Origin of the sequence: Streptomyces sp. NPDC053493 (genome assembly GCF_044544825.1) — a bacterium.
Taxonomy (GTDB): Bacteria; Actinomycetota; Actinomycetes; order Streptomycetales; family Streptomycetaceae; genus Streptomyces.
In genome coordinates, this window is sequence record NZ_JBITXS010000002.1 from 639324 (window position 1) to 662777 (window position 23454).

Below are 23454 nucleotides of genomic sequence, written 5' to 3' on the forward strand. Positions count from 1 at the left end.
AGGCCTCAATAGTCTCGCTAAGGACCGACGACCACCCGCGCGTCTTACGACTCTCACGACTTTGGGGAGCACCTGTGCACCGCAGAATCATCGTTCCGAGCGCCCTCGCGGCCTCCCTGCTGCTGGCGATCCCGGCATCGGCGGCCGACTTCACCCCGGGCGCGTCGGGCATCGGCGACTCCTACTACCCGGCCAGCGGCAACGGAGGCTACGACGTCTCCCACTACGACCTGCGGCTGAAGTACCAGCCCGCGACGGACCTGTTGGAGGGCACGGCGACGATCCTCGCCACCACCAAGCAGAACCTGTCGCGGTTCAACCTGGACCTCGGCCTCCGGGTCAGCGAGGTGCGGGTGAACGGCCGCGTCGCGAAGTTCGCGGCGTCCGGCGACCACGAGCTGGAGGTCACCCCGGCCGTCCCGCTGGAGAAGAACAAGTCGATATCGGTGGTGGTCCGTTACGCGGGCAAGCCGTCCGAGCTGAAGATCGGCGGCTGGACCGCGTGGCACCGCACGCCGGACGGCGGTGTCGCGGCGCAGGAGCCGGACTCGGCCGTCTGGTGGTTCCCGTCCAACGACCACCCGCTGGACAAGGCGACCTTCGACGTCTCGGTCCTGGTGCCGGACGGCACCCAGGCGATCAGCAACGGCGTGCTGCAGTCGCAGTCGTCGAAGCTGGGCTGGACCCGCTACAACTGGCGTTCCAACAAGCCGCAGGCGACGTATCTGGCCACGCTGGCGGTCGGCAAGTTCGACATCACGACGGACCGGACCGCGAACGGTCTGCCGGTCCTCAACGCGTACAGCAAGGACCTGGGCGACAACGGCGGCGCGGCGCGCGCGTCGATCGAGCGGAGCACCGAGGTCGCGGAGTGGCTGGAGTCGGTCTTCGGGCCGTACCCGTTCAACTCGCTGGGCGGCTACGTGCCGAACGTGACCAGCGGATACGCGCTGGAGACGCAGACCCGGCCGTTCTACAGCCCGCGGCAGTTCGCCAACGGCGCGAACGTCTCGGTGGTCGTGCACGAGCTGGCCCACCAGTGGTACGGCGACAGCGTGTCGGTCGCCGACTGGAAGGACATCTGGATCAACGAGGGCTTCGCCCGCTACAGCCAGTGGCTGTGGTCGGAGAAGGAGGGCGAGGGCACGGCGCAGGAGCTGGCGGACTACGTCTACCAGACGCGGGCGGCGGACGACCCGTTCTGGACCGTGAAGCCGGGCGACCCGGGCGCCGACAACCAGTTCGACATCGCCGTGTACGACCGGGGCGCGCTGGCGCTGCAGGCGCTGCGCAACGAGGTCGGTGACGAGGACTTCTTCGCGATCCTCAAGGGCTGGCCGCAGGAGCACGCGTACGGCAACGCGAAGGTCTCGGACTTCGTGAAGTACGCGGAGCGGGTGTCGGGCAAGCCGCTGGCGGGCCTCTTCGACACCTGGCTCTACCAGCCGGTGAAGCCCGCGTCCCCGGCCGCCACGGCGGCGGGCCTGGCCCCGGCCCCGTCCGCCCGGACGTCGGCCGCGGCGAAGCCGGCGAAGCCGGTCCAGCCGAAGTCCTGGAAGAAGATCGCGGCGACGAACGAGATCCACGACCACGCCGGCCACTGACACCCCGACCGGCGCCCTCGTTCCGCGGTCGGGCGGAACGGGGGCGCCTCGGCGTGACCGGCGGCGGGGCGGGCGCCTTGGCGTGACCGCCGGCGGGGCGTGAGCCGGACGCGGTACTGGTGGTGACCCAGGTCAGAGGGTGGGCAGGGTGGCGCGGTGGGAGTGCCATTCGCGGGCGAGGACGGCCCAGATCTGCTTGTCGTGGCGGGCGCCCTCGCAGGGCCAGGCCTCGCGGCGGGTGCCTTCGAGGGTCATGCCGAGGCGCCGGGCGACCGCCGCGCTGCGGTCGTTGTCGGCCCGGCAGTGCCACTCGGCGCGGTGCAGGCCGCGCTCGACGAGGGCCCAGTCCAGGAGGGCGGCGCAGGCGGCGGTCACCAGGCCGTGGCCCTCGCCGGCCGGTTCGAGCCAGCAGCCCAGCTCGCAACTGCCGAAGGCCGTGTCGAAGGCGGTGAACATGACGCCGCCGACGAGCGTGCCGTCGCGCCAGATGCCGTAGAGCCGCGCGCCGTCCTGGGCCTGGCGCTCGCCGTACCGAACGAGCGTGCCGCGCGCGCCCTCGACGTCCGTGGTGACGAAGGCCGGTCCGACCCACGGCCGGATGTGCTCGCGCGCCCGGTCCAGGTGGGCGGCGAACTCCTCGGCGTGCCAGGTCTCGAGCGGACGCAGGACGGCGTCGTCCCGCAGCGGGAGGGCGAACATGCGGACCCCATTCACACAACAAGCGTTATGGCTATTACCGTAGCAGCATGCCACGTACCAAGGGCGATCATGAAGCCCGGCGCCGCGAGGTCTCGGAGGCGGTCTGGCGGGTGCTCGCCGCACAGGGCTTCCACGGGCTGACCCTGCGCGCCGTCGCCGCCGAACTCGGCGCCACGACCGGCCTGTTGACCCACTACTTTCCGGCCAAAAGAGACCTGCTCCGGCACGCCCTCGACCTGCTCGACGAACGCACCGCCGCCCGGCCGCGCCGCACCGCCGGGGCCGAGGGCCTCGCCGCGGTGCGCGCGGGCCTGCTCGACATCCTGCCGCTCACGGCCGAGGCCACCGCGAGCAACCGGATCTGGGTCTCCTCCTGGGACACCGCCCTGGCCGACCCGGTCCTCAGCGACGACCACGCCGGCCGGTACGCGCGCAGCCGGGTCCGGCTCGCCGGCCTGATCGCGGCGGCACAGGACCTCGGCGAGCTGCCCGCCGGCGATCCCGACCGGCTCGCGGCCGGCGCCCAGGCCTTCGTCCTCGGCCTGGTGGTCCAGTCCCTGCTCGACCCGGCGGCCTTCCCGCCCGACCGCCAGACCGCGCTCCTCGACGACTACCTGGCGTCCCTGGCGCGCGACGGCCGGGGCTCGGGTCCGGGCGGGGGCCGGGGCTCGGAGCCGGGTCCGGATCAAGGTCCGGCCCGGCAGGCCTGAGGAGCTGGCCCCGCTAGCGGTGCAGGCCGGCCCGGGCCGCGCGGCGGGCGTCGCGCGCCAGCGGGAGATAGCGCAGCCGCTCCGGGAGCACCGGCACCACGATCCGTACGATCCGGGCGAAACGGCGCAGCCGCCGCTCCTGGCCGGGCGTCCACTCCAGGCCGATGGCGGCGCGGGCGTCCGGCGGCATCAGGCCGACGGTGAGGAAGGCACGGGCGCGCAGGAACGGGCGGCGCAGCAGCGGCCACAGGAGCCTGAGGGCGAGCCGTACGGGCAGCGGGCCCCGGTCCGGAGCCGGCACGGGTGTGTCGGTGGCGATCAGTTCGCGGACGACGGGGCCGGCCTCCAGCTCCTCGTCGAGGACGCGGCGGTAGTACGGCCAGAACTCCTCGATCGTCTGCGGCATGTCCCGGTCGTGGATGCCGAGCACCCGGCCGACCTGGAGCCACTCGGCGTACAGCTGCCGCTCCTGGGCCTCGGTGAGGGGCCGGGCGAGCAGGCCGAGGCCGTGCCGGTAGACGGGATAGCCGGTGGCGTGGACCCAGGCGTAGTAGGCGGGCGTCAGGGCGTGGTAGCGGCGACCGTGCGCGTCGGTGCCCTGGATCTCCTTGTGGAGCGCGCGGAGCCGGCGCCCTTCCTCGGCGGCGGCCTCACCACCGTAGATCCACAGCTGGAGCGAGCGCAGGGAGCGCTCGCCGCGGCCCCACGGGTCGGCGCGGAAGACCGAGTGGTCGTCGACGCCGGCGCCGATGGCCGGGTGCGCGACCTGCATGGTGAGGGCGGCGGGCAGCATCAGCAGCGCGCGGATGTCCCCGGCGACCGTCCACAGCACACCGCCGACGGGCGGCGGCACGGGCTCGCCGCCGTCCCGGCCGCCCTGCCGGAGCCCAGGCCGGCCGGACCCGGCCGGAGGCGACCCGGCCGCAGGGGACCCGGCCTCGCGGGACCTGGCCGGAGCGCACCCGGCCGTGCGGAGCCCGGCTTCGGCCGGCCCGGCCTCGCGCGGCCCGGCCTCGATCGGCGCGCGGGACTCGCCGGCCGGGTCCGTGGTCCGGGACGCGTCCGGGGTCGGGTGCTGCTGCGGGCGGGGCATCTGCTCGTTCTCCCTCACGCGGTCCTTCTCATCTCAGGCTGCCCGGGCCCCGCCCGGCGGGCAAGGCACGCGCACGGCCGCGACCGGGCAGGGATACGACGCGGGGCCGCGGCCCGGGCCTGGTGCGGCCCGGGGCGCGGCCCCGTACGGGTGTGCGTGCTTCGTCAGGCGCGCTCGGCGCCGACCGGCTCGCCGACGATGCGGCCGGCCAGGGAGCGGGCCCAGGCGTCGACGTCACCGGAGAGCTCGCGCTCGGCGGCCTCGCGCTCGGCGGCGATCTTCTCGTGGCCGGCGGCGAGGATGGCCTCGCGCTCGCGCAGGCCCTCGGCGCGGGCGGCGGCGATGGCCGCGGCGCCCTCCTCCGTGGCCTGGGAGCGGATGCGGGCGGCGTCGTGGCGGGCCTCGGCCAGCTCGGCCTCGTACTGCTCACGGATGGCGGTGGCCTCGGCGCGCAGGTCGTCGGCGCGCTCGGTGCCGCCGTCGATGGCGTCCTCACGCTGCGCGAGCGTGCGGCTGATCTTCGGCAGGACACCCTTGGCCAGGATCAGGAAGGTCAGGCCGAAGAGGACGGCACCGAGGATGAGCTCGGCCCAGACCGGGTTCAGGGGGCCCAGGTCCGTGGGGAAGATCTGCTTGTTCTGCGCGAGGGTCATGCGCGCATCCTACCTGGTCGCAAAACCCGGAATTCAGGGCCTCGGCGGGACGGCGGCCGGAGAGTTGGCGCAGTTGTGCGAGCCGCGCAAGATTCGCGGCATCCAATGGCTACCGGAAGGTAACCACGCCTGATTTGATGTGCGGCGCCGCTCCAACCCCCCATCCTTTCACGGGAGTTCTCTGTGCCGTTCGCCGCGCTCCGCCGCATCCCCGGCGCCGCCCTGCCGCTCGCCCTCGCCGCCGCCACCCTGGCCGCGACCGCGCCCGCCGCCTCGGCCGCCCCGGCCGGCCCGCTCGCACCGGCCGCCGGGCAGGAGGCCACCGCCGCCGCCCCGCGCCTGAAGGTGCTGACGTACAACACCTTCCTCTTCTCGAAGAGCCTCTACCCGAACTGGGGACAGGACCACCGGGCCGCCACCATCCCGACCACGTCCTTCTTCCAGGGCAACGACGTCGTGGTGCTCCAGGAGGCCTTCGACAACTCCGCCTCCGACGCCCTCAAGGCGAAGGCGGCCGCGCAGTACCCGTACCAGACGCCGGTCGTCGGCCGCAGCAAGACGGGCTGGGACGCCACCGGCGGCGCCTACTCCGCGACGACGCCGGAGGACGGCGGCGTCACCCTGCTCAGCAAGTGGCCGGTCGTCCGCAAGGAGCAGTACGTCTACAAGGACGCGTGCGGCTCCGACTGGTACTCGAACAAGGGCTTCGTCTACGCCGTGCTCGACGTCAACGGCACCAAGGTGCACGTGGTCGGCACCCACGCCCAGTCCACCGACTCGGGCTGCGCGGCGGGCGAGGCGGCGCAGATGCGCAGCCGGCAGTTCAAGAACATCGACGCCTTCCTCGACGCCAAGAACATCCCGGCGGGCGAGCAGGTGATCGTCGCCGGCGACATGAACGTGGACTCGCGCTCGTCCGAGTACGCCTCGATGCTGGCCGACGCGGACCTGGCCGGCGCGGACAGCCGCACCGGTCACCCGTACTCCTTCGACACGGCGCTGAACTCGATCGCCCACGACCGCTACCCGACGGACCCGCGCGAGGACCTCGACTACGTGCTGTACCGGGCCGGAAACGCGCGGCCCGCGGGCTGGACGAACAACGTGATCCCGGAGCAGACCGCGCCGTGGACCGTCTCCAGCTGGGGCACGCAGTACACGTACACCAACCTTTCCGACCACTACCCGGTGATCGGCTTCTAGCCTGCCGGCCCTCGGACGCCGAAGGCGCCGCGGTGCTCCTGCCGAGCACCGCGGCGCCTTCGCGCGTGCGTCCGCGGCTAGTACGCGCCGCCGAAGGTGTCGTACGCCCAGAGGGCCACGATGCCGCCCACGCAGAGCAGCACCACCCACGAGGCGATACCGGTGTGCCGGCCCTTGCGCGGGCGCGGCACACTCGCCATGCCCTTCGCCTTGCCCTTCCCCTCGCCCTTGGTCTTCGCCCGGGCCGGGCGGCCGGGCCCGGCGGCGGACGGCGCGGCCTCGGCGGCCGTCTCGGCGAGCAGCCGGCGGCAGACCGCGGCCAGCTCGCTCGTCCCGGCCGTCAGGTCCACGACGGACTCCATACGGGCGGGCGCGGTCGTCCCGCCGTCCAGGATCCGCCCGGCCCGGACACGGGCCTGGTCCTTGCCCCCGGTCGGCGACAGGCTGATCCAGCGCCGTACGTGCTCGCCCCGGATGACCACACCGCCGTCGCGCTCGCGGTAGACGGTGTGTTCCTTCCACAGGACCGCGGCCAACTCGGTGGCTTTCTCCCTGAGTTGCGCCTGCATACCCCTCCCCTGGTCATGCCCCTGATTCGAACAGGCGCCTGACTCTAGCGCCAGCCGCGCCTGCGCCGTCTCCGGGGTGCCCTCCGTCCGGGGCCGGCCGGCTCAGGGGCGTCGCCGGGCCACCAGCGCGATGCCCGTTCCGACGCCCACGATCACCAGACCGATCCCGCCGAAGATCAGCGGCAGCAGCCACAGTGCGGCGAAGCCGTCGATCCGGGCGTCCTCGGGAGAATCCGGGCGGTACAGCACCTCGACGCGCTCACCCACCTCGTACGCCGGCGGATTGGAGCCCGTGAACTCCCGGAACCTCGTCGGCGAGCCACCGGCCGGCGTGAACGCGACCACCGGGTGCGCCACCGGCTCGTCGCCCGTCCGCCCCTTGCGGGAGCCGCCGCCGTGCTCCTCCCATTCCAGCGCCACCACCGTGCCCGGAGCGCGCTCCCCGTCCGTCAGATAGGAGACCGACACTCCCGCCAGGACGAGCCCGATGCCCGAGAACAGCGCCCCGAACGCGATCAACCCGCCCGCGACCCACCGCCGCGCCCGCCGCCCCCGCACCTCAACCTGCACGACATCCCTCTCACTCGTCCGAAGGAGAGGACGCTATCCCAGGCCGACAGCGCCGCCGGAGCGAGGTGCTCGGCGCCTCGCCCCGCCGCCCGTCACCCGACGTCGTACACCGTGACCGCTATCCCCCGCGCCACCAGCCTCTCCCGGACCAGCGGCTCCACCTTCGCCCACGTCCCACCCGCGAGCCCGCACCCGATCCGGGGCATGTGCACGGAGGCACCGAGCTCCTCGGCCTTGTCCGCGAGCCGGCCGAGAGCCGCGTCGATCGCCTCGTACCGCACCGGCACGCCGGTGCTGCGCCCCGTCCGTATCCCCCGCTGGCCCACCAGGTTGGCCACCCACACATACGGCTCCACCCGCACGAACTGCGCCGCGCCGAGCCCGAAGTCGTTGCCGGCACGCTCACGGTGCCAGCGCCGGTACGCCGCCTCGGGCTCGGGCCAGCGACGCGACACGGCGAGCACGAAGCCCTTGCCCCAGCCGCCCAGGTCGTTGCACACATGGGCCACGATCTTGACACCCTTCCCGCGCGGCGCGGTGGCGTCCCCCCGTACGTACTCGATCGCACTCATGACGCCACCCTACGAGCGGCCACTGACAACGCCTGGATCGTGGACCGGGCGTTCAGTCGACCTGTCCGGTGTGCCACGGGTGACCCTGTTCGACCATGGAGGGCGAGGCCCAGCAGAAGAGGTTGAAGCCAAGGGCCTTGAGGGCCTTGCGGGCGTCGGCGGTACTGTCCTCGCCGCCCGTGACCTGCCGGACGAGGTCGCGTACGTAGTGGAGTCCGCCGCCGACGAGGACGTACCACGAGGCGGTCACCGGATCGTTCTGCGTGAGCGGCGCGCGCTGGCGGGCGGCGTCCTCGATCTGCTCGCGGGTGACCTCGGCAAGGCGGGTGGGTGTGGCGGTCATTCGGGTCCTTCCGATGGTGAGGCCGGCGGACGGACCGGCAGGGGTGAGCCCCTGCCGGCGGTGGGGAAGCCAGGTGCCCGGTCGGGCAGCGCGGCCTGGTCAGATGCCGTTTCGCTGCTTCCGGCGGACGGGGTGGTCGCCGGGGGCGCCGGTGAGCCAGGAGCCGTCGCCCAGGGGCAGCAGTTCGTACGGGTTGTCCACATCGACAGGGAACTCGCCGCCGGGCGTGCCCGTGCGCACGTCGACCAGGTGGTAGCGGAACCACTCCTCCCCGTCCTGGTCCTCGCCGCCGAGGGTGACGATGGCCAGGTCCGGGGTCAGGTAGCCGCCGCTCCATTCCACGAACGTGTCGTCCGGGTCGTGTCCGAAGGCTTCCGTAGGAAGGGTGAAGAGGACGTCCCCGCTGGGGTGGTGGTGGAAGGCGACATCCGCCTGACCGTGGTCGACGGTCATGAACTGCTGCCCGTCCGGCGACAGGTCGATGAGGCAGCGGTCCGACCACGGATACGTCATGAAGTCCGGCTCGCCGGCAGCCCCGGCCGCGGCTCGGAGAATGACGGAGCCGTCCTGGCCCTCACCGACGTTGAGGAAGATGCTGCCGTCCACGGGGTGCACGTGGTGGAAGGCTCCGTGCCCGACCGTCTCCAGCTCTCTGCGGGCCAGGACCTCCCCGCTGCCGGCGTCGTGCGCGACCCACTGGTCCCCTCCCCCGCGTCCCGCCATCGCGTCCGGCCGATAGACCCACACCTGGCGACCGTCCCGGGACAGCACACAGCCAGGCCGGTGGCCGTGAGACCGGTCCGAGTGCGGCTCGAAGTCCGACCTCCACACAAGGTCACCGGCGCGGGTGAGGCACACGACGCTGTTCAGCGTCGTGTACACGACCCGCTGCAGGTCGGGCCGGACCGCCGACACCACGACCTCGTCGCCGGACCGCGGACGGAACACCGCGACAGGCTCCAGCGTGCCGAGCACGCCGGAGTCCGGCACGTACGCATGGATCGCCCCGTCACGATGGCGCGTGATCACCTGCGAAGGCCGCTCAGGAATCATGCGCCGAGGCTACGCGCAGCTCAGGCCGCCCCACAGCACGTGGGGAACCTGCCGCACGTCGGTGACGACGCAGGTCTTTTACATGCCTGGTGAGACAGCAATACTGTTGAACCATGCAGCGCGAGGACGAGCCCACCCAGGACATCGAGCCGGCCGGGCCCGCCGAGCCCGGCGAGCCCGCCCAGGACACCGAACCCGTCTACACCGTGGACGAGTTGGCCGCGCGGGCCGGGGTGACCGTGCGGACGGTGCGGTTCTACGGGACGCGGGGGTTGTTGCCGCCGCCCGTGATCGGGCCGCGGCGGGTGGGGCGGTACGGGGCCGCGCATCTGTCGCGGTTGGCGCTGATCGAGGAGTTGCAGCGGCAGGGCATGACGCTCGCGGCGATCGAACGGTACCTGGAGCAGCTGCCGCCCGATCTCAGTGCCCAGGATCTGGCGATCCACCGGGCGCTGGTGGCCTCCTGGGCGCCCGAGTCGGCCGAGGAGATCAGCCGGCAGGAGCTGGAGCGGCGGGCCGGGCGGGCGTTGGCGGACCGGGACGTGGACCGGCTGGCGGCGATGGGCGTGCTGGACAAGGGGTCGGGGCCGGAGGTGTTCCGGCTGGACGGCGCCCTGCTGCGGCTCGGCGTGGAGCTGCTCGACGTGCCCATCGAGCACGAGACGATCCTCGCCTCCCGGACCGTGCTCCTGGAGCACGCCCGGGCCGCCGCGCAGGAGCTGTCCCGGCTGTTCCAGGAGCAGGTGTGGAACCCGTACCGGGAGAGCGGCGAGGACCCGGACCACCTCGTCGCGATGAAGTCGCTGTCGGCGCACATGCAGCCGATGGTGATCCAGGCCCTCGTCACGGCCTTTCAGCGGTCCCTCAGCGAGGAGCTGAGGGCCGCTTTCAGGAGTCGGTGAAGACCTCGCCCCGCTCGGCCTTCTCCACCAGCAGCGCCGGCGGGTTGAAGCGCTCGCCGTAGGTGGCCGCCAGCTCGCGGGCCCGCTCGACGAAGCCGGCGACACCGCCCTCGTAACCGTTGACGTACTGCAGCACGCCGCCCGTCCAGGCCGGGAAGCCGATGCCCAGGATGGAGCCGATGTTGGCGTCGGCGACCGAGGTCAGGACGCCCTCCTCCACCAGGCGGACGGTGTCGAGGGCCTCGGCGAAGAGCATCCGCTCCTGCATGTCGCGGAACGGGATCTCGACCTCGGGCTTGGTGAAGTGCTCGCGCAGGCCGGGCCAGAGCTTGCCGCGCCGGCCGTCCTCGCCGTACTCGTAGAAGCCGGCGCCGCCGCTGCGGCCGGGGCGGCCGAACTCGTCGACCATGCGGTCGATGACGATCTCGCCCGGGTGGGAGATCCAGGTGCCGCCGGCCTCCTCGACCGCCTTCTTCGACTCGTTGCGGATCTTGCGCGGCAGGGTGAGGGTCAGCTCGTCCATGAGCGAGAGGACCTTCGCCGGGTAGCCGGCCTGGGCGGCGGCCTGCTCGACGGAGGCCGGCTCGGCGCCCTCGCCGATCATGGCGACGCCCTCGTTGATGAACTGGCCGATCACGCGGGAGGTGAAGAAGCCGCGCGAGTCGTTGACGACGATGGGCGTCTTGTTGATCTGGCGGACCAGGTCGAAGGCGCGGGCCAGGGCCTCGTCCCCGGTCCGCTCGCCCTTGATGATCTCGACCAGCGGCATCTTGTCGACCGGCGAGAAGAAGTGCAGGCCGATGAAGTCGGCCTGGCGCTCGACGCCCTCGGCGAGGACGGTGATCGGCAGGGTGGAGGTGTTGGAGCAGAGCAGCGCGTCGGGCGCGACGACGTCCTGGATCTCCTGGAACACCCGGTGCTTGAGGGCCGTGTCCTCGAAGACCGCCTCGATGACGGCGTCGCAGCCGGCCAGGTCGGCGACGTCGCCGGTCGGCGTGATCAGGGCGAGCAGCGCGTCGGCCTTCTCCTGGGTGGTGCGGCCCTTGGCGACGGCCTTGGCGCACAGCTTCTCGGAGTAGGCCTTGCCCTTGGCTGCGGACTCGGCCGAGACGTCCTTGAGGACGACCTCGATGCCGGCTCGGGCGCAGGAGTACGCGATGCCGGCGCCCATCATGCCGGCGCCGAGGACGGCGACCTTGGCCACCTTGCGGGGCTCGATGCCCTGCGGGCGGTTGGCGCCGGAGTTGACGGCCTGGAGGTCGAAGAAGAACGCCTGGATCATGTTCTTCGCGGTCTGGCCGGTGACCAGCTCGGTGAAGTAGCGGCTCTCGATGGTGAGGGCGGTCTCGAAGTCGACCTGGGAGCCCTCGACGGCCGCCGCCATGATGTTGCGCGGCGCCGGGTAGGGCGCGCCGTTCAGCTGCTTGCGCAGGTTGGCGGGGAAGGCCGGCAGGTTGGCGGCGAAGCGCGGGTTGGACGGCGTGCCGCCGGGGATCTTGTAGCCGGGCACGTCCCAGGGCTGGTGGGACTCGGGGTGGGCGTCGATGAAGGCGCGGGCCTTGGCGAGCATCTCCTCCGGCGTGGCGGCGAGCTCGTGCACGAGGCCGTTGTCGAGGGCGCGCTTCGGGTTGTACTGGGTGCCCTGAAGCAGCACCTTGAGCAGCGCGTCCGTGATGCCCATGAGGCGTACGGTGCGGGCGACGCCGCCGCCGCCGGGGAGCAGGCCGAGGGTGACCTCGGGCAGGCCGATCTTGGAGCCGGAGGCGTCGAGGGCGACGCGGTGGTGGGAGGCGAGCGCGATCTCGTAGCCGCCGCCGAGCGCGGCGCCGTTGATCGCGGCGACGACCGGCTTGCCGAGGGTCTCGATGCGGCGGAGCGCGTCCTTGATCTCCATGGCGGTGTCGAAGATCGCCTGGGCGTCCTCGGGACCGGCCTTGATCATGTCCTTGAGGTCGCCGCCGGCGAAGAAGGTCTTCTTCGCCGAGGTGTAGATGATGCCGCGGATGGAGTCCTTCTCGGCCACCGCGCGGTCGGCGATCGCCCGGATGGAGGCCCGGAAGGCCTGGTTCATGGTGTTCGCGGACTGGGCGGGGTCGTCGAGGACGAGGGTGACGACGCCGGTCTCGTCCTGCTCCCAGCGGATGGTGGTGCTCTCGCTCATGGCTGCTGCTTCTCCGTAAGAAGTCCGTCAGAAGGGGTTCGGACCGGCGCGTCAGACGCGCTCGACGATGGTGGCGATGCCCATGCCGCCGCCGACGCAGAGCGTGGCGAGGCCGTAGCGCTTGTCCTGGCGCTCCAGTTCGTCGACGAGGGTGCCGAGGATCATCGCGCCGGTGGCGCCGAGCGGGTGGCCGAGGGCGATGGCGCCGCCGTTGACGTTGACCTTGTCGAGGGAGACGCCCATGTCCTTGACGAAGCGCAGGACGACGGCGGCGAAGGCCTCGTTGATCTCGATCAGGTCGATGTCGTCGATGGTGAGTCCGGCCTTGGCGAGGGCCTTGCGGGTGGCCGGGGCCGGGCCGGTGAGCATGATGGTCGGCTCGGAGCCGGAGACGGCGGCGGCCACGATGCGGGCGCGGGGCGTGAGGCCGTAGCGCTCGCCGACCTCCTTGGAGCCGATGGCGACGAGGGAGGCGCCGTCGACGATGCCGGAGGAGTTGCCGGCGTGATGGACGTGGTCGATCTCCTCGACCCAGTGGTACCTCTGCAGTGCCACGGCGTCGAAGCCGCCGAGTTCGCCGATGTCGGCGAAGGAGGGCTTGAGCTTGGCGAGGGAGTCGGCGGTGGTGCCGGGGCGCAGGTGCTCGTCGTGGTCGAGGACGGTGAGTCCGGCGCGGTCCTTGACGGGCACGACGGAGCGGTCGAAGCGGCCGTCCTTCCAGGCGGCGGCGGCGCGCTCCTGGGAGAGGGCGGCGTATTCGTCGACGTCGCGGCGGGAGAAGCCCTCGATGGTGGCGATGAGGTCGGCGCCGATGCCCTGGGGCACGAAGTTGGTGGCGATGTTGGTCATCGGGTCGGCGAACCAGGCGCCGCCGTCGGAGGCCATGGGCACGCGGGACATGGACTCGACGCCGCCGGCGAGGACGAGGTCCTCCCAGCCGGAGCGGACCTTCATGGCGGCCATGTTGACGGCCTCGAGGCCGGAGGCGCAGAAGCGGTTCTCCTGGACTCCGGCGACGGTGTCGGGCAGGCCGGCGGCGATGGCGGCGATCCGGGCGATGTCGGAGCCCTGGTCGCCGACGGGGCCGACGACGCCGAGGACGATGTCGTCGACGGCGGCCGGGTCGAGGCCGGGGAAGCGGGAGCGGATCTCGTGGATGAGGCCGACGACGAGGTCGATCGGCTTGGTGCCGTGCAGGGCCCCGTTGGCCTTGCCGCGGCCGCGCGGGGTGCGGATCGCGTCGTAGACGTACGCTTCGGTGGTCACGGTGTTGCCTTTCGGGCGAGTCTGTCGGGGTGCGGGTCAGGCGGTCCTGAGGGGTCAGGCGAGCAGGAAGCGGCCGATGATCTCCTTCATGATCTCGGTCGTCCCCCCGTAGATGGTCTGGATACGGCCGTCGGTGTAGGCCCTGGCGACCGGGAATTCGCTCATGTAGCCGTATCCGCCGTGGAGTTGCAGGCAGCGGTCGGCGACCCGCTTCTGCAGTTCGGTGGACCACCACTTGGCCATGGAGGCGTGGACGGCGTCGAGCCCGCCGGTCGCGTGCTCCTCGACGCAGCGGTCGAGGAAGGTGCGGGTGACGGCGCACTCGGTGGCCATCTCGGCGATCTCGAAGCGGACGTGCTGGAGCTTGGCGAGCGGGCGGCCGAAGGCCTCGCGCTCCTTGACGTAGGCGGTGGTGAGCTCCAGGAGGTGTTCGGCGCCCGCGATGGCGGCGACGGCGATGGCGAGCCGCTCCTGGGCGAGGTTCGTCATGAGGTGGACGAAGGCGCCGTCGAGCTCGCCGAGGAGGTTCTCCTTGGGGACGCGGACGTCGTGGAAGAAGAGTTCGGCGGTGTCCTGGGACTTCTGGCCGATCTTGTCGAGGTTGCGGCCGCGTTCGAAGCCTTCCATGCCGCGTTCGACGACGAGGAGGGACAGGCCGTGGGCGCCGCCCTCGGGAGTGGTCCTGGCGACGACGATCACGAGGTCGGCGAGGATGCCGTTGGAGATGAAGGTCTTGGAGCCGTTGAGGATCCAGTGGTCGCCGTGGTCCTCGGCCGTGGTGCGGATGGCCTGGAGGTCGGAGCCGGCGCCGGGTTCGGTCATGGCGATGGCGGTGACGATCTCGCCGCTGCAGAAGCCGGGCAGCCAGCGCCGCTTCTGCTCGTCGGTGGCGAGCGAGGTGAGGTAGGGGCCGATGATGTCGTTGTGCAGGCCGATGGCGAGGCCGGGCGTGCCGGCCCGGGTGAACTCCTCGGCGAGGACGGCGCTGTAGCGGAAGTCGGGGTTCCCGCCACCGCCGTACTCCTCGTCGACGGCGAGACCGAGCAGGCCCTGCCGGCCGGCCGCCAGCCAGGCCTCGCGGGAGACGATGCCGTCCTTCTCCCACTGCTCGTAGTGGGGCAGCACCTCCTTGGCGAGGAAGGTGCGCACGGTCTGCCGGAAGGCCTCGTGGTCGGCGGTGTAGAGCTGGCGCTTCATGCCTGCTGCTCCTTGGTGGCGCGTGCGTCGGATACGAGTGCGGGTACGGCCCAGTCGCGGGCGACCTCGTCGGTGTCGGCGCCCGGCAGGGCGGGGCCGGTGCGGACGGCGCCGGGCGTGGCGGAGAAGCGGGGCGCGGGCGCGGGCTGGACGAGGCCGGAGTGCTCGACGAAGGTGCCGCGGGCGGCGAGGTGCGGGTGGCCGGGTGCCTCGCGCAGCGAGAGGACCGGGGCCACGCAGGCGTCGGTGCCCGCGAAGACGGCCGTCCACTCGTCTCGCGTACGGGTGCGGAAGCGGTCGGCGACGGCGGCGCGCAGGTCGGGCCAGCGGGCGATGTCGCGGCGTGCGGGTGCGGCGTCCTCGATGCCGAGGAGGCGGACGAACTCGTCGTAGAACTGCTGTTCCAGGGCGCCGACGGCCATGTGGCCGCCGTCGGCCGTCTCGTAGGTCCCGTAGAAGGGGCAGCCGCCGTCGAGCAGGTTGCTGGCGCGCCGGTCCTGCCAGCCGCCGGCGGCGAGCATGCCGTGGATCATGGTGGCGAGGTGGGCGGTGCCGTCGACGATGGCGGCGTCGACGACCTGGCCCTCGCCGTGCGCGCGGGCGTGCTGGAGGGCGGCGAGGACGCCGATGACGAGGTAGAGGGAGCCGCCCGCGTAGTCGCCGACGAGGTTGGCGGGGACGGTGGGCGGCCCGTCGGGGTCGGGGCCGATCATGCCGAGGGTGCCGGTGATCGCGATGTAGGCGATGTCGTGTCCGGCGGTGGGCGCGAGCGGGCCGTTCTGGCCCCAGCCGGTCATCCGGCCGTAGACGAGCCGTGGGTTGCGGGCGAGGCAGGGCTCGGGGCCGACGCCGAGGCGTTCGGCGACGCCGGGCCGGTAGCCCTCGATCAGGACGTCGGCGCGTTCGACCAGGTCGAGCACGGTGTCCGGGCCGCCGTCGGCCTTGAGGTCGACGAGGACGGAGCGCTTGTTGCGGTTGGTGAGGTCATGGGCGGGGTCGATGCCGAGGCCCGGGCCGCCGGGCCGGTCGACGCGCACGACGTCGGCGCCGAGATCGGCGAGGAGCATGGCGGCGAAGGGTCCGGGGCCGATGCCGGCGAGTTCGACCACGCGGACGCCGCTGAGCGGGCCGCGGGACGGGCGGGGTGTCGTCATCGGGGCCCCCAAGGACGCGCGAGATGGCTGCATGGGTGTGACAGTGATGATGTAACACCGAAGATGCTAGGAACGTGTTCCACTCGGCACAAGCCCCCGGGCCGAGCAAGCGCTTGGAAATTACCCTGGGGTACCACCCGGTCCGCCGGCGGGCCGGCGTCCGCTAGAGTCCGCCGACGACATGCGCGCCGGCGACGGCGCGGGCCGAGGCGGAGGGGCTGGGCGGGATGGAGACTGGGGCGGCTGTACGGCCGTACGACGTGGTTCTCTTCGGGGCGACCGGTTTCGTGGGCGAGCTCACCGCCCGCTATCTGGCCGAGCACGCCCCGGCGGACTGCCGCTGGGCCCTCGCCGGACGCAGCCGGGGCAAGCTCACCGCCCTGCGCGCCCGGCTCGCGCGGGAGTGGCCGAGCTGCGCCGAGGTGCCGCTGCTCGTCGCCGACTCCACCAACCCCGGTTCACTGCGGGAACTCGCCGGGTCCGCCCGGGTGGTGGCCAGCACGGTCGGCCCCTACGTCTGGTACGGGGAGGAGCTGGTCGCCGCCTGCGCGGAGGCCGGCACCGACTATCTGGACCTGACCGGCGAGGCGGAGTTCGTCGACCGGATGTACGTACGGTACGACGCCCGCGCCCGGGAGACCGGCGCCCGGCTGGTGCACGCCTGCGGCTTCGACTCGGTCCCGCACGACCTCGGCGTCTTCTTCACGGTCCAGCAGCTGCCGGAGGGCGTGCCGCTGCGCGTCGACGGCTTCGTGCGGGCCGGGGCGATCTTCTCGGGCGGCACCTTCGCCTCCGCGCTGACCGCCTTCGGGCGCGGCCGGGAGATCCTGCGGGCCGCGCACGAACGGCGGCTGCACGAACCGCGGTTGATGACCCGGCGGGCCCGGGCACCGCTCGGCGGTCCGCGCTTCAGCGGCGAGACCGGCACCTGGGCACTGCCGCTGCCCACGCTCGACCCGCAGGTGGTGGCGCGCTCGGCCCGGGCCCTGGAACGCTACGGCCCGGACTTCCGCTACCGCCACTACGCCTCGGTGAAGACCCTGCCGATGGCGCTCGGCGGCTCCGCGGTGGTGGGCGCGGGCGTCCTCGCGGCTCAACTGCCTTTCGTGCGCAGCTGGCTGATGGACCGTTACGAGCCGGGTCAGGGTCCCGACGCCGAGCGGCGGGCCCGCAGCTGGTTCTCCGTGCGGTTCGTCGGAGAGGGCGGCGGGCGGCGCGTCTTCACCGAGGTGTCGGGCGGCGACCCGGGCTACGACGAGACCGCGAAGATGCTCGCCGAGTCGGCGCTCTGCCTCGCCTTCGACACGCTGCCGAAGACCGCGGGACAGGTCACCACGGCGGTCGCGATGGGCGACGCGCTGCTCGGCCGGCTGCGGGCGGCGGGACTGCGCTTCCGGGTCGCGTACTCGGGCTGAGCGCCCGCGCCCGGCCAGGCGGGACGTCAGGGCCGGAACGGCCGGAACGCGTCCGTGCCCGACCGGCCGGAAGGTCAGGGCCTGACCAGGCGGAACGTGCGCGCCTGACCGGCCGGAACGTCAGTACCTGACCGGCCAGAACGTCCATGCCTGACCGTCCGGGACCTCAGTGCCTGACCAGGCAGAAGGGGTGGCCGGCCGGGTCCGCGTAGATGCGCCAGGACCGGTCGCCGCCCTCGGCGTCGAGGCGCCAGGCGCCGAGCGCGAGGACCGCCTCGTGGGCCGCCTCCAGGTCGGCGACACGTACGTCGATGTGGAACTGCTGCTCGGGCGAGCCCCAGACCGGCGGCCGGTGGTCGGCCACGCCCTGGAAGGCGAGCACGGGCGCCCCGGACGCGCCGTGGAGCGTGGCCCAGGCGTCGCCGACCGCCCACTGCGGATCCGGGCGGTTGATCTCGCCGCCGAGCAACCGCTGGTAGAACGTGGCCAGTTCGAGGACGTCGGGGCAGTCCAGGACGACGCACTGCAGCGAGCCGATCGGAGCGGGTCCGGCCGTGCCGGACGTTGTCGTGCCGGGGGAAGTCATGCGCTCCACTCTGCCGCGTGATGATCACGGTCGGATATCCGTACGGGTACTCAGTCGTCCCGGCCGTCACTCGGTGCTCGTGCTCAGGGCCTCCTGGAGCGCCCGGCGGCACAGGGAGTCGGCGTGGCGGGTGGTCTCGGGCAGCCGGAAGCGGGGAGTCAGGTGCAGGGTGTGCGCGCAGGCGCGGTCCAGCGACACCCGGTGGCCGACGGAGACGAAGACCGGCTTCACGCCGGTGCGGGTGCGCAGGGCGCGGCCGACGGTCTCGCCGTCGGCGACGAGCGCGCTGAACTCGCCGCGTTCGGCGCCGGGTTGCTCGTAGGAGAAGGTGAACGGGTTCTTGGCGACGCCGATCGAGGGGAGTCCGGTGAGCACGCCGAGGTGGCTCGCGAGGCCGAAGCGGCGCGGGTGGGCGAGGCCGTAGCCGTCGCAGACGAGCAGCCCCGGGTCGGCGTCGAGGCGCCCGAGCGCGGCCAGCACGGTCGGAACCTCCCGGAAGGCGAGGAGTCCCGGCACGTACGGGAAGGACACCCGCCCCACGGCGGTGGCCCGCGCCACCACCTCCAGGCTCCGCCCGTCGAGCACGACGGCCGCCGCGGCGACCAGGTCGCGTTCGTCGTCGTACGCCACGTCGACGCCGGTGACGTGTCCCGTCCCGGCCTCGGGTCCCTCCTCCGCCAGGACGAGCCGTCCGCGCAGTTCCTCCTGCACGGCGAGCGCCGCGCTCTCGTCGGCGGGCCATCCCTCGGGAATGTCGATGATCGTCATGGTGCGGCACCCTACGTCGGACCGGGCCGGGGCCGGTGGGTAGCCTGGCGGCCATGTTCGTGCTGGAGCTGAGTTACACCGCGCCCCTCGACCAGGTCGACGCCCTGCTGCCCGCGCATGTCGCGTGGCTGGAGGAGCAGTACGCCGCCGGGGTGTTCGTCGCCTCCGGGCGGAAGGAGCCTCGGGAGGGCGGGGTGATCCTGGCCGGCGGAGTGGGCCGCGCCGAGATCGAGCGGATCGCGGCGACCGACCCGTTCAGTGTGGCCGGGGTGTGCGCGTACCGGATCGTCGAGTTCCACGCCACCAAGACGGTGGACGAACTCGCGGGCTTCCGGGACGAGTTGCCGGCGTGAGGCGGGACGGCCGGGCAGCCTTCGGGAAGGCCGCCCGGCCGCGGACCGCCGGCCGACGACCGGTGGGACGGGATGCCGTCCGTGGTCAGCCGATGGTGCGGTCGGCGTCGACGACCACGCAGCGGGTGTACTCGGAGCCGTCACCGCTGCCGGTGTACGGGGTGCTCGCCTGGCCCTGCTTCGACGCGCCGCCCTCGACGCGGAGGTCCTCGACCTTCGCGAGCGCCAGGTTGACGGAGCTCGCGCCCTCGGCGCCCTTGAACTGCAGGGTGACGTCGTAGAGGTACGCCGCCGAGTCGCTGTTGGTGACGGTCACCTTGGCGACGAGGTTCTTGCGGTCGTCGCTGAGCGCGCACTCGTCGATGCGGACGTCCCGCTCCGCGCGGTGCTTCGACGAGCTGCCGGTGCCGCCCGAGGTGATGCCGCCGGAGCTGGAGCCGTTGCTGTCGGAACCACTGCTGGAGCCGCCGCTGGAGCTGCTGGAGCTGCCCGAACCGCTGGATCCGTGGCTGCCGCCGCAGCTTCCGCCGTGGGAACCACGAGCGCCGGTCAGGGCGACCACGGCGATTCCGAAGACGGCGACAGCACGGACATGACGAAGCTTCACGCTTCAACCCCCGTTGAGTGTTTGCAGATGCGCGTGTGCAGGATGAGCCCGCCTTGACGGGCGCACGTCACCCTACTGGATCTCGGGGGCGTGATCGGACACGCCTGGGCGCCGCGTCAGGACGGACGGCCCAGGGTGGCCCGTGCGATCCGGCCCTTCTCGCCCGAGGCCCAGCAGGCGCCGTCGCGGGTGCAGGTGACCGTGTCGTACGAGCCGGTGTCGACGGTGCGCCAGGTGCGGCCGCCGTCCGTGGTCAGGTCGGTGCCGGTGGGACCGACGGCGAGCGCCGCGGAGCTGGTGTGCGGGAGCCAGGCGACGCCCGAGCGGTAGGCCGGCGGCGGGGTCGCGGACGCGGTCCAGCTGCGGCCGGCGTCGCCGGTGACGGCAGCGGCTAGCGGCGAGGGCTGGTCCTTGCGGTAGTCGCCGCCCACCGCGATGCCGTGCCGGCGGTCGCGGAACGCGAGCCCGAAGACGCCCTTGGCGCCCTCTCCCGCCGGCACCGTGGTCGCGGTGGCGGTCCAGGTCAGGCCTCGGTCCGCGGAGTGCAGCACCCGCCCGGTCGCGCCGCCGCCGGTCGCCAGCCACACGTCCTTCGGGCCCGCCGACACCAGGCACTGCCCGCTCGCCGCGAAGCCGGCCTCGCCGGGCAGCGCGTCCGGCATGCCGTCGCTCGGCAGGACCTCCCAGGACCGGCCGCCGTCGTCCGTGGACAGGATGCGGTACCTGCCGTCCACCGGGTCGCTCATGGCGAGTCCGTGCCGGTGGTCGAAGAAGGTCATGCAGTCGTAGAAGGCGCGCGGGTCGGTGTTGCGGAAGGACTCCGTCCAGGTCGCGCCGCCGTCCTCGGTCCGCAGGACGCGGGAGGCCTCGCCCTCACCGATCGCGAGGACCACGGCCCGCCGGGCGTGGAAGGCCTCCACGTCCCGGAACTCCAGCTCGCCGGCCCCGGGCGGCGAGACGTCGCGCCAGCTCGCGCCGCCGTCGGTGGTCCGCAGCACCGTCCCCTTCGATCCGGCGGCCCAGGCGACGGACCGGCTCACCGCGGCCAGGCCGCGGAAGCGGGCGTCCGTGCCCGTCGGCGTCAGCCGCCACCCCGCGGTGGCGGAACCGGCGGCGGCCCCGGCCGCGGGCTCGGCGGCGGGCTCGGGCGCCGCCTGCGCCGGGGCCGTCAGGGCCAGGGCGAGGGCCGCCCCGGCCAGCACCGCCGTCATCACTCGTCTCGTCTTCCCCATGGACGTCATGGCGCCGGAAGCTAGCCCACCCCGAAGATCCCGTCCAGAGTGCCTGCCGGCGTGCGCACCGCTCGCGGACGCGGCTCACCGCCGCACCTCGGTGACACAGCTCACGTGACCTCCGGTGCACGTCCCACCGCCACTGTTCGTCTCTCCTGGTGCAGACAGATGCAGGAGCACGTATGCAGGAGCACGTAGCCGCGCGACAGGAGGCTGGCCCATGTCCACCGTCATCGAGCAGGCCGTACGGGCCCGCCTCGTCGCGGCAGCGCCCCGCACGGAGTCGGTCGCCGCGACCCTGCGGTACGACCGCGAGGACCCGTACGCGGTGAGCATGGCCTTCCCGCCGCCGGCGACGCTGGAGGGCGTCGAGGTCTCCTGGGCCTTCGCGCGGGAGCTGCTCGCGCAGGGAGTGGAGGGCCCGGCGGGCGTCGGCGACGTACGCCTGCGGCCCTACGGCTACGACCGCACCGTGGTCGAGTTCCACGCGCCCGAGGGCGTGGCCATGGTGCACATCCGCACCGCCGAGCTGCGCAGTTTCCTGGAGCGCTCGCAGCACCTGGTGCCGCCGGGCCGTGAGCACCAGTACCTGGACTGGGACCGGGACCTCGCGCACCTGCTGGAGGAGCACCCTTAATTCGATTGCGGCCCTCCGTCCCCCGGTCGTAACGTCTTTCCCGGCCCTGTTGTCGCCCGATCGGAGAAGGCCGTTGCTCGTCTGAGGTTTCGAGACACCGTGCCGCGCGTGCCGCCCCGCCGCCGCGTGTGCCGTCCTCGACCTCGGCGTACGAGCCTGCCTTTCCGCATGCCTGCCCGGTGTCTCACGCGATGCCCATGCCCACACCGCGCAACCGGGAGACACTCACTCATGGCGACTCGCCCCACCTTCATCACCTGCACCTCTCTTTCCTTCTCCTGGCCCGACGGGACCGCCGTCCTCGACGACTTCCGGCTCGCCGTCGGCCCCGGCAGGACCGGTCTCGTCGGCCTCAACGGCTCCGGGAAGTCCACCCTGCTCAAGCTGATCGCCGGCGAGCTGACGCCGACGGCCGGCACGGTCCGCGTCGCCGGCGAGGTCGGCTATCTGCCGCAGAACCTGGTGCTGCGCACCGGTCTGCGGGTCGACCAGGTCCTCGGGATCGACGCCACCCGGGCCGCCCTGCACGCCATCGAGTCGGGCGACACCGCGGAGGAGCACTTCACGGCCGTCGGCGACGACTGGGACGTGGAGGAACGGGCCCTCGCCGTGCTCGACCAGCTCGGGCTCGGCCATGTCGGCCTGGACCGCACCATCGGCGAGGTCTCGGGCGGCGAGTCGGTGCTGCTGCGGCTCGCCGCGCTGCTGCTCGCCCGGCCCGACGTGCTGCTGCTCGACGAGCCGACGAACAACCTCGACCTGCACGCCCGGCACCGGCTCTACGAGGCGGTGGACGCCTGGTCGGGCGTCCTGGTCGTGGTCAGCCACGACCGCGAACTCCTCGACCGCGTCGACCAGATCGCCGATCTGCGGGACGGCGAGGTCACCTGGTACGGAGGCGCCTGGTCGGACTATCAGGAGGCGCTGGCGGTCGAACAGGAGGCGGCCGAACGGATGGTGCGCGTCGCCGAGGCCGACGTACAGCGTCAGAAGCGCGAACTCCAGGACGCCCAGGTGAAGTTGGCGCGGCGCAAGCGCTACGGCCAGAAGAGCTACGAGAACAAGGTCGTGCCGAAGATCGTCGCCAACAACCGCAAGGCCGCCGCCGAGGTGTCCTCGGCCAAGCACCGCGCCCTGCACACCGAGCGGCTCGCCGAGGCGCGCTCGCGCCTCGACGCGGCGGTGGAGGCGGTCCGGGACGAGGACGAGATCCGCATCGAGCTGCCGCGCACGACGGTCCACCCGGGCCGGGGCGTGCTGCGGCTGAGCGATCTGGAGCTGCCGTACGGGGCCCGGGTCGACGGCGAGTTCGAGCTCCGGGGCCCGGAGCGGGTCGCGCTCGTCGGCCGCAACGGCGCGGGGAAGACGACCTTGCTGCGGACGATCGCGGGCGAACTCGCCCCGGTGGCGGGCGAGGTGGCGGTGCAGGTGCCGCTGCGTTTCCTGCCGCAGCGGCTCGACGTCCTCGACGACGAGCTGAGCGTGGTGCAGAACGTGGCCCGCTTCGCGCCGGAGGCCTCGGCCAACGAGATCCGGGCGCGGCTGGCCCGGTTCCTGTTCCGCGGCGCCCGGGCGGACCGTCCGGCCGGGACGCTGTCGGGCGGTGAGCGGTTCCGGGCGACGCTGGCGGCGCTGCTGCTCGCGGAGCCGGCGCCGCGGCTGCTGATGCTCGACGAGCCGACGAACAACCTCGACATGGCGTCGGTGCGGAGCCTGACCGCCGCCCTGGAGGCGTACGAGGGCGCGCTGATCGTGGCCAGCCACGACGTGCCGTTCCTGGAGTCCCTGGGGATCACCCGCTGGCTCCGGCTGGACGGCGGGCTGTCGCCGACGACGGCCGAGGAGGTACGGGCGTGGGGCCACGGCCCGGAGGAGGCCCGGGCCGTGGCCCGCGAGGCCGGGGCCTGACGGGGGCGCCGGTACGGCCGGGGCAGGTCCCCGGCCACCGCCGTGCGCGTCGACCGCCACGGCCCGCGGCCACGAGCTGCGCGGCCGCGGCGGTCGTGGCGCTCGTGGCGCTCGCGGCGGTCGTGGCATTCAGGGCGGTCGCGGCGCTCCTCGGCCGGGAAGGCGGGTGCGGGCGACGGTCCGCTCCGAAGGCGCCGCG

24 protein-coding genes are annotated in these 23454 nt (G+C 72.9%); 8 read left to right on the forward strand and 16 right to left on the reverse strand.

Going from position 1 to position 23454, the window contains the following annotated elements:
* The first annotated feature begins 74 nt into the window (after window positions 1-74).
* Window positions 75-1604: a M1 family metallopeptidase gene (locus ACIGO8_RS08590; RefSeq protein WP_399725949.1), complete on the forward strand. Its 1530-nt coding sequence runs from the start codon at window positions 75-77 to the stop codon at window positions 1602-1604.
* A 132-nt stretch (window positions 1605-1736) separates the two neighbouring features.
* Here ACIGO8_RS08590 and ACIGO8_RS08595 read toward each other — a convergent pair whose 3' ends face one another.
* Window positions 1737-2303 carry a GNAT family N-acetyltransferase gene (locus ACIGO8_RS08595; RefSeq protein ID WP_399725952.1) on the reverse strand — a complete coding sequence of 189 codons (567 nt, stop codon included), beginning with the start codon at window positions 2301-2303 and terminating at the stop codon, window positions 1737-1739.
* A gap of 47 nt (window positions 2304-2350) precedes the next feature.
* On the opposite strand from ACIGO8_RS08595, the gene ACIGO8_RS08600 reads away from it, so the two are divergent.
* Entirely contained in the window at window positions 2351-3013 is a 663-nt protein-coding gene (locus ACIGO8_RS08600) for a TetR/AcrR family transcriptional regulator (RefSeq protein WP_399725955.1), read from the forward strand.
* Window positions 3014-3026: 13 nt separating this feature from the next.
* Here ACIGO8_RS08600 and ACIGO8_RS08605 read toward each other — a convergent pair whose 3' ends face one another.
* Together ACIGO8_RS08605 and ACIGO8_RS08610 are read right to left on the reverse strand one after the other, a co-directional pair.
* Window positions 3027-3866 carry an oxygenase MpaB family protein gene (locus ACIGO8_RS08605; protein WP_399726795.1) on the reverse strand — a complete coding sequence of 280 codons (840 nt, stop codon included), beginning with the start codon at window positions 3864-3866 and terminating at the stop codon, window positions 3027-3029.
* A gap of 404 nt (window positions 3867-4270) precedes the next feature.
* A complete protein-coding gene (locus ACIGO8_RS08610) occupies window positions 4271-4759 on the reverse strand; it encodes a hypothetical protein (protein WP_399725957.1) in 489 nt (162 codons plus the stop codon).
* Between the two features lie 183 nt (window positions 4760-4942).
* Here ACIGO8_RS08610 and sph point away from each other — a divergent pair, with 183 nt between their 5' ends.
* A complete protein-coding gene (gene sph / locus ACIGO8_RS08615; protein WP_399725960.1) occupies window positions 4943-5962 on the forward strand; it encodes a sphingomyelin phosphodiesterase in 1020 nt (339 codons plus the stop codon).
* A gap of 77 nt (window positions 5963-6039) precedes the next feature.
* On the opposite strand, the gene ACIGO8_RS08620 is transcribed toward sph, so the two are convergent.
* From ACIGO8_RS08620 to ACIGO8_RS08640, 5 genes are all read right to left on the reverse strand, one after another.
* A complete protein-coding gene (locus ACIGO8_RS08620) occupies window positions 6040-6531 on the reverse strand; it encodes a hypothetical protein (protein ID WP_399725962.1) in 492 nt (163 codons plus the stop codon).
* Window positions 6532-6633: 102 nt separating this feature from the next.
* Window positions 6634-7101 carry a DUF3592 domain-containing protein gene (locus ACIGO8_RS08625; protein ID WP_399725965.1) on the reverse strand — a complete coding sequence of 156 codons (468 nt, stop codon included), beginning with the start codon at window positions 7099-7101 and terminating at the stop codon, window positions 6634-6636.
* Between the two features lie 92 nt (window positions 7102-7193).
* Window positions 7194-7673, reverse strand: a complete 480-nt coding sequence (locus ACIGO8_RS08630; RefSeq protein ID WP_399725968.1) for a macro domain-containing protein — start codon at window positions 7671-7673, stop codon at window positions 7194-7196.
* Between the two features lie 52 nt (window positions 7674-7725).
* Window positions 7726-8016, reverse strand: coding sequence for a hypothetical protein (locus tag ACIGO8_RS08635; RefSeq protein ID WP_399725970.1), 291 nt, complete (start codon window positions 8014-8016; stop codon window positions 7726-7728).
* A 99-nt stretch (window positions 8017-8115) separates the two neighbouring features.
* Entirely contained in the window at window positions 8116-9069 is a 954-nt protein-coding gene (locus ACIGO8_RS08640) for a hypothetical protein (RefSeq protein WP_399725973.1), read from the reverse strand.
* A gap of 113 nt (window positions 9070-9182) precedes the next feature.
* On the opposite strand from ACIGO8_RS08640, the gene ACIGO8_RS08645 reads away from it, so the two are divergent.
* Window positions 9183-9971, forward strand: a complete 789-nt coding sequence (locus ACIGO8_RS08645; protein ID WP_399725975.1) for a MerR family transcriptional regulator — start codon at window positions 9183-9185, stop codon at window positions 9969-9971.
* Here the strand turns inward: ACIGO8_RS08645 and ACIGO8_RS08650 are convergent.
* Genes ACIGO8_RS08650 through ACIGO8_RS08665 form a run of 4 tightly spaced genes read right to left on the reverse strand, consistent with a single transcriptional unit; the run spans window position 9958 to window position 15749 of the window.
* Window positions 9958-12132 carry a 3-hydroxyacyl-CoA dehydrogenase NAD-binding domain-containing protein gene (locus ACIGO8_RS08650; protein ID WP_399725978.1) on the reverse strand — a complete coding sequence of 725 codons (2175 nt, stop codon included), beginning with the start codon at window positions 12130-12132 and terminating at the stop codon, window positions 9958-9960. The genes ACIGO8_RS08645 and ACIGO8_RS08650 overlap by 14 nt on opposite strands.
* A gap of 51 nt (window positions 12133-12183) precedes the next feature.
* Window positions 12184-13398 (reverse strand): acetyl-CoA C-acetyltransferase, encoded by a 1215-nt coding sequence (locus ACIGO8_RS08655; RefSeq protein WP_399725981.1) that lies wholly within the window; start codon window positions 13396-13398, stop codon window positions 12184-12186.
* Between the two features lie 54 nt (window positions 13399-13452).
* A complete protein-coding gene (locus tag ACIGO8_RS08660) occupies window positions 13453-14595 on the reverse strand; it encodes an acyl-CoA dehydrogenase family protein (RefSeq protein ID WP_399725984.1) in 1143 nt (380 codons plus the stop codon).
* Window positions 14592-15749, reverse strand: a complete 1158-nt coding sequence (locus ACIGO8_RS08665) for a CaiB/BaiF CoA transferase family protein (RefSeq protein WP_399725988.1) — start codon at window positions 15747-15749, stop codon at window positions 14592-14594. Before ACIGO8_RS08665 ends, ACIGO8_RS08660 begins: the two co-directional genes overlap by 4 nt.
* Window positions 15750-15976: 227 nt before the next feature.
* Here ACIGO8_RS08665 and ACIGO8_RS08670 point away from each other — a divergent pair, with 227 nt between their 5' ends.
* Window positions 15977-17164: a saccharopine dehydrogenase family protein gene (locus ACIGO8_RS08670; RefSeq protein ID WP_399725990.1), complete on the forward strand. Its 1188-nt coding sequence runs from the start codon at window positions 15977-15979 to the stop codon at window positions 17162-17164.
* 166 nt (window positions 17165-17330) lie between these two features.
* Here the strand turns inward: ACIGO8_RS08670 and ACIGO8_RS08675 are convergent, their stop codons facing one another.
* Both ACIGO8_RS08675 and ACIGO8_RS08680 read right to left on the reverse strand, forming a co-directional pair.
* Window positions 17331-17750 (reverse strand): VOC family protein, encoded by a 420-nt coding sequence (locus ACIGO8_RS08675; RefSeq protein ID WP_399725993.1) that lies wholly within the window; start codon window positions 17748-17750, stop codon window positions 17331-17333.
* A 66-nt stretch (window positions 17751-17816) separates the two neighbouring features.
* Complete coding sequence (locus ACIGO8_RS08680) at window positions 17817-18518, reverse strand: endonuclease V (protein WP_399725996.1); 702 nt, start codon at window positions 18516-18518, stop codon at window positions 17817-17819.
* A gap of 53 nt (window positions 18519-18571) precedes the next feature.
* Between ACIGO8_RS08680 and ACIGO8_RS08685 the strand changes: the two genes are divergently transcribed.
* The gene (locus tag ACIGO8_RS08685; protein ID WP_399725999.1) at window positions 18572-18871 is read left to right on the forward strand and encodes a YciI family protein; all 300 of its coding nucleotides are present in this window, start codon (window positions 18572-18574) and stop codon (window positions 18869-18871) included.
* An 85-nt stretch (window positions 18872-18956) separates the two neighbouring features.
* Here the strand turns inward: ACIGO8_RS08685 and ACIGO8_RS08690 are convergent, their stop codons facing one another.
* Window positions 18957-19478, reverse strand: a complete 522-nt coding sequence (locus ACIGO8_RS08690) for a hypothetical protein (RefSeq protein WP_399726002.1) — start codon at window positions 19476-19478, stop codon at window positions 18957-18959.
* 116 nt (window positions 19479-19594) lie between these two features.
* Entirely contained in the window at window positions 19595-20689 is a 1095-nt protein-coding gene (locus ACIGO8_RS08695; RefSeq protein WP_399726798.1) for a WD40/YVTN/BNR-like repeat-containing protein, read from the reverse strand.
* Between the two features lie 241 nt (window positions 20690-20930).
* Here ACIGO8_RS08695 and ACIGO8_RS08700 point away from each other — a divergent pair, with 241 nt between their 5' ends.
* Window positions 20931-21347, forward strand: a complete 417-nt coding sequence (locus tag ACIGO8_RS08700; RefSeq protein ID WP_399726005.1) for an SsgA family sporulation/cell division regulator — start codon at window positions 20931-20933, stop codon at window positions 21345-21347.
* A gap of 231 nt (window positions 21348-21578) precedes the next feature.
* Window positions 21579-23255 (forward strand): ABC-F family ATP-binding cassette domain-containing protein, encoded by a 1677-nt coding sequence (locus tag ACIGO8_RS08705; RefSeq protein ID WP_399726008.1) that lies wholly within the window; start codon window positions 21579-21581, stop codon window positions 23253-23255.
* Window positions 23256-23454: the final 199 nt, after the last annotated feature.

What these genes read in the sequence shown, in the direction of transcription:
- ACIGO8_RS08595 (WP_399725952.1), bottom strand. Translation starts at nt 2,303, where the DNA reads ATGTTCGCCCTCCCGCTGCGGGACGACGCCGTCCTGCGTCCGCTCGAG.
- ACIGO8_RS08600 (WP_399725955.1), top strand. Translation starts at nt 2,351, where the DNA reads ATGCCACGTACCAAGGGCGATCATGAAGCCCGGCGCCGCGAGGTCTCG.
- ACIGO8_RS08610 (WP_399725957.1), bottom strand. Translation starts at nt 4,759, where the DNA reads ATGACCCTCGCGCAGAACAAGCAGATCTTCCCCACGGACCTGGGCCCC.
- ACIGO8_RS08620 (WP_399725962.1), bottom strand. Translation starts at nt 6,531, where the DNA reads ATGCAGGCGCAACTCAGGGAGAAAGCCACCGAGTTGGCCGCGGTCCTG.
- ACIGO8_RS08630 (WP_399725968.1), bottom strand. Translation starts at nt 7,673, where the DNA reads ATGAGTGCGATCGAGTACGTACGGGGGGACGCCACCGCGCCGCGCGGG.
- ACIGO8_RS08635 (WP_399725970.1), bottom strand. Translation starts at nt 8,016, where the DNA reads ATGACCGCCACACCCACCCGCCTTGCCGAGGTCACCCGCGAGCAGATC.
- ACIGO8_RS08640 (WP_399725973.1), bottom strand. Translation starts at nt 9,069, where the DNA reads ATGATTCCTGAGCGGCCTTCGCAGGTGATCACGCGCCATCGTGACGGG.
- ACIGO8_RS08645 (WP_399725975.1), top strand. Translation starts at nt 9,183, where the DNA reads ATGCAGCGCGAGGACGAGCCCACCCAGGACATCGAGCCGGCCGGGCCC.
- ACIGO8_RS08650 (WP_399725978.1), bottom strand. Translation starts at nt 12,132, where the DNA reads ATGAGCGAGAGCACCACCATCCGCTGGGAGCAGGACGAGACCGGCGTC.
- ACIGO8_RS08660 (WP_399725984.1), bottom strand. Translation starts at nt 14,595, where the DNA reads ATGAAGCGCCAGCTCTACACCGCCGACCACGAGGCCTTCCGGCAGACC.
- ACIGO8_RS08665 (WP_399725988.1), bottom strand. Translation starts at nt 15,749, where the DNA reads ATGACGACACCCCGCCCGTCCCGCGGCCCGCTCAGCGGCGTCCGCGTG.
- ACIGO8_RS08670 (WP_399725990.1), top strand. Translation starts at nt 15,977, where the DNA reads ATGGAGACTGGGGCGGCTGTACGGCCGTACGACGTGGTTCTCTTCGGG.
- ACIGO8_RS08675 (WP_399725993.1), bottom strand. Translation starts at nt 17,750, where the DNA reads ATGACTTCCCCCGGCACGACAACGTCCGGCACGGCCGGACCCGCTCCG.
- ACIGO8_RS08680 (WP_399725996.1), bottom strand. Translation starts at nt 18,518, where the DNA reads ATGACGATCATCGACATTCCCGAGGGATGGCCCGCCGACGAGAGCGCG.
- ACIGO8_RS08685 (WP_399725999.1), top strand. Translation starts at nt 18,572, where the DNA reads ATGTTCGTGCTGGAGCTGAGTTACACCGCGCCCCTCGACCAGGTCGAC.
- ACIGO8_RS08695 (WP_399726798.1), bottom strand. Translation starts at nt 20,689, where the DNA reads ATGACGGCGGTGCTGGCCGGGGCGGCCCTCGCCCTGGCCCTGACGGCC.
- ACIGO8_RS08700 (WP_399726005.1), top strand. Translation starts at nt 20,931, where the DNA reads ATGTCCACCGTCATCGAGCAGGCCGTACGGGCCCGCCTCGTCGCGGCA.
- ACIGO8_RS08705 (WP_399726008.1), top strand. Translation starts at nt 21,579, where the DNA reads ATGGCGACTCGCCCCACCTTCATCACCTGCACCTCTCTTTCCTTCTCC.